General features: G+C 72.5%; 8 protein-coding genes. 5 read left to right on the plus strand and 3 right to left on the minus strand.

What is annotated here, in order from left to right:
- Positions 1 to 3 precede the first annotated feature (3 nt).
- Positions 4 to 747: a TIGR02206 family membrane protein gene (locus E1281_RS00410; RefSeq protein WP_207943010.1), complete on the minus strand. Its 744-nt coding sequence runs from the start codon at positions 745 to 747 to the stop codon at positions 4 to 6.
- A 146-nt stretch (positions 748 to 893) separates the two neighbouring features.
- Between E1281_RS00410 and E1281_RS00415 the strand changes: the two genes are divergently transcribed.
- The 3 genes from E1281_RS00415 (at position 894) to E1281_RS00425 (ending at position 3,932) form a co-directional block, all read left to right on the plus strand.
- Entirely contained in the window at positions 894 to 1,652 is a 759-nt protein-coding gene (locus E1281_RS00415; RefSeq protein WP_131875060.1) for an SDR family NAD(P)-dependent oxidoreductase, read from the plus strand.
- Positions 1,653 to 1,758: 106 nt separating this feature from the next.
- Positions 1,759 to 3,267 (plus strand): DUF1990 family protein, encoded by a 1,509-nt coding sequence (locus E1281_RS00420; RefSeq protein WP_131875061.1) that lies wholly within the window; start codon positions 1,759 to 1,761, stop codon positions 3,265 to 3,267.
- Positions 3,264 to 3,932, plus strand: a complete 669-nt coding sequence (locus E1281_RS00425; protein WP_131875062.1) for a DUF1990 family protein — start codon at positions 3,264 to 3,266, stop codon at positions 3,930 to 3,932. Before E1281_RS00420 ends, E1281_RS00425 begins: the two co-directional genes overlap by 4 nt.
- Here E1281_RS00425 and E1281_RS00430 read toward each other — a convergent pair.
- Together E1281_RS00430 and E1281_RS00435 are read right to left on the minus strand one after the other, a co-directional pair.
- The gene (locus E1281_RS00430; protein ID WP_131875063.1) at positions 3,925 to 4,257 is read right to left on the minus strand and encodes a DUF3140 domain-containing protein; all 333 of its coding nucleotides are present in this window, start codon (positions 4,255 to 4,257) and stop codon (positions 3,925 to 3,927) included. The genes E1281_RS00425 and E1281_RS00430 overlap by 8 nt on opposite strands.
- Positions 4,254 to 4,487, minus strand: a complete 234-nt coding sequence (locus E1281_RS00435) for a DUF2945 domain-containing protein (protein ID WP_131875064.1) — start codon at positions 4,485 to 4,487, stop codon at positions 4,254 to 4,256. The genes E1281_RS00430 and E1281_RS00435 overlap by 4 nt, the downstream gene beginning before the upstream one ends.
- A gap of 67 nt (positions 4,488 to 4,554) precedes the next feature.
- Between E1281_RS00435 and E1281_RS00440 the strand changes: the two genes are divergently transcribed.
- Positions 4,555 to 4,968: a hypothetical protein gene (locus tag E1281_RS00440; RefSeq protein WP_207943011.1), complete on the plus strand. Its 414-nt coding sequence runs from the start codon at positions 4,555 to 4,557 to the stop codon at positions 4,966 to 4,968.
- Between the two features lie 79 nt (positions 4,969 to 5,047).
- Positions 5,048 to 6,313, plus strand: a complete 1,266-nt coding sequence (locus E1281_RS00445; protein WP_243716425.1) for an SDR family oxidoreductase — start codon at positions 5,048 to 5,050, stop codon at positions 6,311 to 6,313.
- The last annotated feature ends 94 nt before the right edge of the window (positions 6,314 to 6,407 follow it).

A 6,407-nucleotide genomic window follows, 5' to 3' on the forward strand; every position in this document is an offset into this window, starting at 1 on the left:
TACTCAGGGCGGGCCGGAAGGGGGTGCGGACGGGGGCGTCCGGGTCCACGGCCAGGTGATCAGGGCCCAGCCGAGCAGGATGATCAGGGCCTCGGCCAGCACGTACCAGGGCCAGGGGCCCAGCAGGTCCAGCACCGAGGCCTCGCCGGGCTTGTCGTTGAGGTATCCGTAGTTGGTCCCGGCGACCAGATTGAAGACGAAGGCGGCGACGGCCCACGCCAGCGTGGCCGCGATCGCGAACCGGTAGCCGCGCCAGTCCGGCCGCATCCCCAGGCCCCAGGTCAGGTACACCGCGGCCCACACGATCAACAGGTGCATCCCGAAGAAGGCCAGGTACTCGACGTCGGGGTAGTCCCCACCGCTCAGCGTCGGCGTCAGGAGCCCCTGCACCGACAGTGTGAGGCCCCAGTAGTACGTCAGCGCGAACCCGCGCCGCCCGAGCGTCCACAGCGCGACGACGGCGGCCGGCCACGCCAGGTCGCACAGATGCAGCGGCAGTGACGAACCGGTGTTCCACTCCCCGGGCAGGAACGCGGACACATGGGTACCGACCACCACGTACACGATCGCCAGGGCGTACGCCTTGCCGAAGCCCCTCGCCTCGCCGCCGAACCCGCCGCCGGGCTCCACGACGCGCTGCGAACGCCCGAGCAGCACCAGGCCGGCGCAGCCCACCGCGAACACCCCGAGCACCGCCCAGTGCGACACCCCGAACGCGACGAACCCATCGGCAGCGGCCAGCGACACCCACCAAGGCTAGCGCCCGGCCCACCGCGGGCCGCCGTCTGCCGCGGCCTTCGCCGGTGGACGCTGCGGTAGGGCGCCCCCATACTGACCCGAACCAGTCACAGCGGTGTCGTGCCGGTCCGCGTCCGCGGGCGGATGGAGGAAGCATGGAAGTCGGCGGTAAGAAGGCGATCGTGGTCGGCGGGGCGTCGGGGATGGGGCGCGCCACCGCCGAGTTGTTCGCGGCGCGCGGCGCGTCCGTGGCGGTGCTCGACCGTCCCGGATCCGGTGGCGGCGAGGTGGCCAAGGGCCTGGGCGGGACGTTCCACGAGGTCGACGTCACCGACTTCGCCGGGACCGAGACCGCGATCGACGCCGCCGTCGCCGCCCTCGGCGGGCTGCACGCCGTCGTCACCACGGCGGGCGGGGGCATCGCCCAGCGCACGCTGTCCAAACAGGGGCCCCACGACCTGGACGACTTCCGGCGGATCATCGACCTCAACGTGGTCGCGTCCTTCAACATCTCCCGGCTCGCCGCCGCCCACATGAGGGGGAACGAGCCCGAGGACGACGAGCGCGGCGTCATCATCAACACCTCCTCCATCGCCGCCTTCGAGGGGCAGATCGGCCAGGTCGCCTACACCGCCGCCAAGGCCGGCATCGCCGGGATGTGCCTGACCATGGCCCGCGACCTCGGCTCGCTGGGCATCCGCGTCCTGGCCATCGCGCCCAGCCTCTTCGCCACCGGCATCACCCAGGGCATCCCCGACGAGTTCGCCACGGCCCTCACCAAGGACGCCGCCTTCCCCAAGCGCATGGGCCGCCCCGAGGAATACGCCAGGTTCGCCCTGGCCATCGTCGACAACCCGATGCTCAACGGCCAGTGCCTCCGCCTGGACGCCGGCCAGCGCTTCGCCCCGCGCTGAACGTGGCCGTTCCGGAGGTGACCGCCCGCGCGTAGGGGCGGCTCCGATCACCGCGCGGACCGCGGCCCCGCGCCGGGGAGCGGGGTTCGGGCTGGTCAGAGGGGGTATGGGCGGCTTGTCGGCCGACAAGGCGGCGGAGGACGAGCCGACTTCGGGGGGCGTCGTGCGAGTGAGGTGGCGGCGGCGGGCGCGTGCGCTGCGCTGGCCGGCGGGGATGGGCGTCGCCACGTGGCGGTGGCTGCGGCGGTCCCGCCGGGTGACGCGGCGCCGGCTCGGCAGCGAAGCGGCCTCGGAGATCGGCGGGATCCCGCGCCGAGGCGGGGGCGGGGTCCAGGACCCGCGGCAGGGTGTCGGGCCGATCTACCAGCGGCGTTACGCGGTCCGCATCTCCGGCAGCCCGCTGACCGCGGCCCAGTTGATCGAGCGTCTCGGCGAGGACCTCAACGCCGCCTCGCCGGTGGAGATCGCCGTCTTCGACAAGACCTCGGGGACGTCCCATCCCCTTCGGCCGAGAGACGAGTACGTCGTCCATATGCCGGGGCCGTGGAACTGCCCGGTCCGGGTAGTGGAACGGACCCCGGTGTCCTTCAGGTTCGCGACGCTGAGCGGCCACATGGAGGCGGGCGAGATCGAATTCCGGGCCGAGGTCCGGGAGGGCGACCTGGTGTTCACGATCGAGTCCTGGGCGCGAAGCGGCGACCGGTTCGCGGATCTCCTCTACGGAAAGCTGGGCATCGCGAAGGAAATGCAGCTGCACATGTGGGCGCATTTCTGCACGCGGGTCGCCGAGCTGTCCGGTGGACGGATGGTCGGCGACGTGGAGGTCCAGACCGAACGGGCGGAGGCGTCCGGCGGCGGGCGGCGCCTCGCCGCCCGGGCGCTCACGGCGGCGTTCACGCGAACCTTCACGCTGGCCGCACGGCTGCGCGACCGGCCCCTGCACCCGGAGGGCCTGGTGTTCGACGCCACCCTCGACCTGCATGGGACGTCCCGATACTGGGGAATCCCCCTTCTGGACGACCGTACGGAACTGGGGGGCCAGGTGCGGCTTTCCCGCGCGATGGGCTTGCCGGACGCGCTGCCGGACGTGCTGGGTCTGGCACTGCGATGGCGCCAGCCAGGGGGCGGCGACACGGAGGCCGAGGACACGGCGGAGTTGCTGCTGGCGACGACCGGGCATACCCGGCTGGGGCGCCATCTGCTCCGGCCCGCGGCCCGATGGAGCCCGGCCTTCTACGGTTCCCTGCTCGCGTACCGGGCCGGTGACCGACGGATCCTGCTCGGCGCCATGGCGCGGAAGGGCCGGACCGTCCCGGCGGATCTTCCGGCGCTCGCGCAGGCCGTGGAGGAGCGGCCGCTGCAATTGGATCTGGTGGTGGCGACCGAGTTCGGCGCGTGGGAGCGGTTCGGGGAGCTGCGGCTCCAGGGGCCCGCGCGGGGCGATGGAAGCACACCGCGCTTCAACCCCGCCCGCAACCCCGTCCGGGGTCTGCGCCCCGCCGGGCTGTTCCAGCAGGTGCGCGGCGCGACCTACACCGCCGTCCAGCGTGTGCCCCGCCGTGCCGGTTCCGCGCGCCCGGAGCGGCGCCGCCATCCGGCGAAGACGCCTCCGTGAGAAGGAGCGCACGCGTCCGGCGGCGCCTGCGGCGGCTTCACGCCGGCCTGCACCGGCGTCCCCTCAACTTCGATCCGGACCGGCACGACATGCACCGTCCGGAGCGCGGCTGGCATGTCGACGACTACCGGCAGCCGCTCCCGGTGGAGCCGCCCGGCCCGCCGGTCCCCGGAGGGAGCTGGGAGACCGCCCGGGATCTCGTACGGGACTACGAGTACGCCGATCCGGCCATCATCCGGGAGATCTGCCGGTCGGGGCCGCCGGAGCCGGGACGGAACATGCTGCTCGAAGGCCGGTTCTACGGCCTGCGCTTCTATCTCGGCCTCCGGGTCGGCGACGTCGTCGACGGAGTCGTCGAGGAGAACGGACGCCAGGCCCGGGTGTGGGGGTGGAACTACCAGACGTTGGAGGGACACCTCGAACGCGGCCAGATGGACCAGGAGGTCCGCAAATGGCTCGACACCGGTGATGTGGAGTTCCACATCCACGGATTCTCGCAGCGGGCGGCCATCCCGAACCCCGTCGTGCGCCTGGGCTTCATCCTCTTCGGCAGGGCCACCCAGGTCAGGTTCTACCGGCGGGCATGCCGGCGCATGGAGAAGCTGACGGCGTCCGCGCTCACTGAAGGTGGTGGCGGCGGACGTCGAATGACCGGTTTCACTTGAGCGGGTCGTGGCCCCAGTTCATCAGCGAATAGCGCCACCTGGATTCCTTCACGTCGCCGGACGGACGCTGGGCGAGATGCCGCCGCACGTAGCCGACGACCTTGTTCATGTGCGCGTAGTCCTGCTCGGTCAGGTCCGACCGGTTCGCACGCAGCAACTCGACGGTCTTCCGTCCGGACGCGTGGCCCGTCGACTCCCCGCCGCCGTCCTTCTGCCCGGCCGACCGCGACTCCGCGGTCTCCAGCCAGCGCTCCAGCTCCTTCGGGGTCATGTTGACGGCCTCGCCGAACTCCGCCGCCGTCGTCTCCCTGTCCTCGCCGGTCATTTCGAGCCCTTGCGCCTTCGCAGGGCCGAGCCTTTGTGCACGGCCTTCTTGCCGCTCTTCGCACTGCGCACGGCGTACTGCGGCTCCTCGGGCGAGGCCGCGACCGTGCGCCCCGCCTCCTCCCGCCGGTCAGTGATCTTCTTCTCCACCTTTCCCTTCGCCGTGGAGCCGTGACTGCTCCACGTGACCTCGTCACCGATATCGGGATCATCTTCTCGCTTGCTCTTCATACGGTCGGCGATACCCGCCGCCAGGCCGGGTAGGCACCTCGGAACACCTGGTCAACGAGGAGTTGTCATGTCTTCGCAAACCGATGGCGAGCGCTATAACTTCGCCTTCGACCACCGCTTGCTCCGCCCGCTGGCGCTGCTGGGCATCCGGCCGGACACCTGCGGGCTGGTGATCACGTCCGACGAGCTGCTGGTGCGCTTCGGGCCGTGGAAGGTGCGGTCGCCCCTGGAGAACGTGGCCGGCGCCGAGGTGTCCGGCCCCTACAGCGCCTGGAAGGCCATCGGCGTCCGCTTGTCGCTGGCCGACGGCGGGCTGACCTTCGGCTCCAGCAGCGAGCAGGGCGTGTGCATCCGCTTCCACCGCCCGGTCCCGGGCTCCGAGCCGACCGGCCTGCTGCGCCACAAGGGGCTGACGCTCACCCTCGCCGACTCCCCCGCCGCCGCCGGACGGCTCCGGGACCTGGCGTCGGCCCGGCGATAGGAGCACGGATCGTTCTCGTGGGGCGGCAAAATCGGGGCATCCCGCGCTTGCGCACGTCGGCTCCGGGTAGGCAGCGGCCGTGGATCGCCAAGACTCGTGCCTGGTGACGGGTGCCAGCGGCTACATCGGGGGACGGCTGGTCCCCGAGTTGCTGGACGCCGGCCACCGGATGCGGTGCATGACCCGTTCGGCGCGGCGGCTGCGCGATCATCCGTGGCCGGGACGGGTGGAAATCGCGGAGGCCGACGCCACCGATCCGGGGGCGACCCGGCGCGCACTGGAAGGCATCGACGTCGCCTACTACCTGATCCACGCGATCGGCGGCCCGGGCGGTTTCGCCGAGAACGACCGCCGGGCGGCCCGCGTCTTCGCGTGGGCGGCACGGGACGCGGGAGTCCGGCGGCTGGTCTACCTCGGCGGCATGGACCCGGAAGAGGAACTGTCGCCGCATCTGCGGTCCCGGGCCGAGGTCGGGAAGATCATGCTCGGCGGCGGGGCGCCCGCGGTGTGGCTGCGCGCGGCGATGATCATCGGCTCGGGTTCGGCGTCGTTCGAGATGCTGCGCTACCTCACCGAACCGTCCAGCCTGTGGGTGGGGGTCGTCACCCCGGTCCCCGGGAGCATCGCCCGCCCGCTGGTCGAATCCCTGCGCAACGAGGTCGTGTGCACGGAGAACGACGTCGCCCAGTATGTCCCGCCCCCGCCCGGCGGGCCGATCGGGTTCGATCGTTCGGTCGCGCTGGCGCTGCGCCGGGTCCGCGCGGCGGATGTGGCCACGCGCTGGTCGTCGGCCGGCGTCCCCGGCGCGCCGAGCGACCCGCTGCCGACGGACCCGGACTGGGCCGGCGGCAGCCTCTACACCGACGACCGGTCGTGCCGGGCGAACGCCCCGCCGGACCGGCTGTGGGAGGTCGTCGAGGGGATCGGCGGCGAGCGCGGCTGGTACTCCTTCCCGCTCGCCTGGCGGGCGCGGGGCGTCCTCGACCGGCTGGTGGGCGGCGCCGGGCTGCGGCGGGGCCGCCGGGACCCGCGGCGGCTGCGCATCGGGGAGACGGTGGACTTCTGGCGGGTGGAGGAGATCGAGGCGGGACGGCTGCTGCGGCTGCGCGCCGAGATGCGGGTGCCCGGACTGGCCTGGCTGGAACTGAGGGTGTCCGAGGAGGACGGCCGCGGCCTGCTGGGGCAGCGGGCGCTGTTCCACCCCCGGGGCCTGGCCGGCCACGCGTACTGGTGGGCGTTCCGGCCGTTCCACGACCGGGTCTTCGGCGGGATGTGCCGCGGTATCGCCCGCGCGGCAGAGGAGGCGGAGCGGCCGCGGGCGCCCGAGCCGCACCGGACGTGCTGAGCCGTTCACCGCGGCGCGATGCAACCGATCCGCCGCCGCCCGCCGAAGAACTGGACAAACCGCACGGACGACGATGGGGGAACGACTGTCTCGT

Origin of the sequence: Actinomadura sp. KC345 (assembly GCF_004348515.1) — a bacterium.
Taxonomy (GTDB): Bacteria; Actinomycetota; Actinomycetes; order Streptosporangiales; family Streptosporangiaceae; genus Spirillospora.